Origin of the sequence: Ruminococcus callidus ATCC 27760 (assembly GCF_000468015.1) — a bacterium.
Lineage (GTDB): Bacteria > Bacillota > Clostridia > Oscillospirales > Ruminococcaceae > Ruminococcus_C > Ruminococcus_C callidus.
The window spans coordinates 2,100-3,199 of the sequence record NZ_KI260442.1 but is presented as its reverse complement, the minus strand read 5'-3'; the positions used below and the strand labels follow the sequence as shown (position 1 = coordinate 3,199).

General features: G+C 42.9%; 1 protein-coding gene and 1 tRNA gene. One reads left to right on the top strand and one right to left on the bottom strand.

Annotated features, from left to right (window positions below):
* Positions 1-249 precede the first annotated feature (249 nt).
* On the bottom strand, positions 250-495 hold the full coding sequence (locus tag RUMCAL_RS10205; RefSeq protein WP_021682769.1) for an AbrB/MazE/SpoVT family DNA-binding domain-containing protein: 246 nt from the start codon (positions 493-495) through the stop codon (positions 250-252).
* A gap of 403 nt (positions 496-898) precedes the next feature.
* On the opposite strand from RUMCAL_RS10205, the gene RUMCAL_RS10200 reads away from it, so the two are divergent.
* Positions 899-974: transfer RNA gene (locus RUMCAL_RS10200), tRNA-Lys, on the top strand.
* The last annotated feature ends 126 nt before the right edge of the window (positions 975-1,100 follow it).

Below are 1,100 nucleotides of genomic sequence, written 5' to 3'. Positions count from 1 at the left end.
ATCACACTACGCGAAAAATGTCAAACCATAGTTTTCGTTTTTTTGCAAGAATAAGTATAGGTTATTCGCAATTGTCAAGCAAAAACGGACTTGACAAACCAGCAAAAAATGCGTAAGAAAAGAGAGTCTGCCAGTACAGCAGACGATCTGCTCTCACGCAAAAGGCTCTGCCTCAAAGCAAAAAAACGCCGGACAATGCCGGCGTTTTCTTCTGTCCGGTAAAGAAAGCTGCTGCCGGACAGTTTGTTTTTAAAGATAGTCCTTGATAAGGCCAACGCAGGACTTGCAGACTTTCTTGTCGTTGAAGTCGATCAAGTCATCTGTGCGTCCGCAAAGAGCACAGCTGCACTGTGCCTTCTGGATAATGATTTTTTCACCTTCGGTGTAGATCTGCAGGTAGTCGTTGCACTCGATCTGCAGCTGCCGACGCAGTTCTTTCGGCAGGACAAAACGTCCGAGGCTGTCTACACGACGCATAATGCCAGAGTCTTTCATTTTACACGATCTTCCTTTCTGCCTGTTTGCTTTTACCAGAAGTAAACAGATTCCTTTGCCTGTTTTTGAAAAGAAATACACAGTTTCTGCCGGATCTCTGCGGGCAGACCTGTCGGTTTTACCGCTGAAAAAACAGTAATTCCGCAGTGCTACAGAGATCTAAAGTGCATTTTCTATGGAAAACAGGTCGCTTTCAGACCGGAGGAATGTATTCCGATCTACAAGTGCTATTATACAACATTTTCCGAAATCTGTCAATCTATAAAATGACTTTTTTCTCCCTATTTCGGAAACTTATCATTCCATAATTTTTTCTTATATTAAAATTGCGAGAAAAAGCAAAAAAGCACTTGACAGAACCGGAATGATGTGCTATAATAATATACGTTGCTTGCAGCATCATGAGATATTAGCTCAGTTGGCAGAGCATACGCCTTTTAAGCGTAGGGTCGAGGGTTCAAATCCCTCATATCTCACCAAGAAGTCCGTATCATGGTTTGTGATACGGATTTTTTGCTGTATGCGGCAATCTTATCAAAAATCCGCCTGTCGGATTTTTATGAGGTTGTCCTAAGGCAATACCGCACAAAGCCCGCCTGACGGCT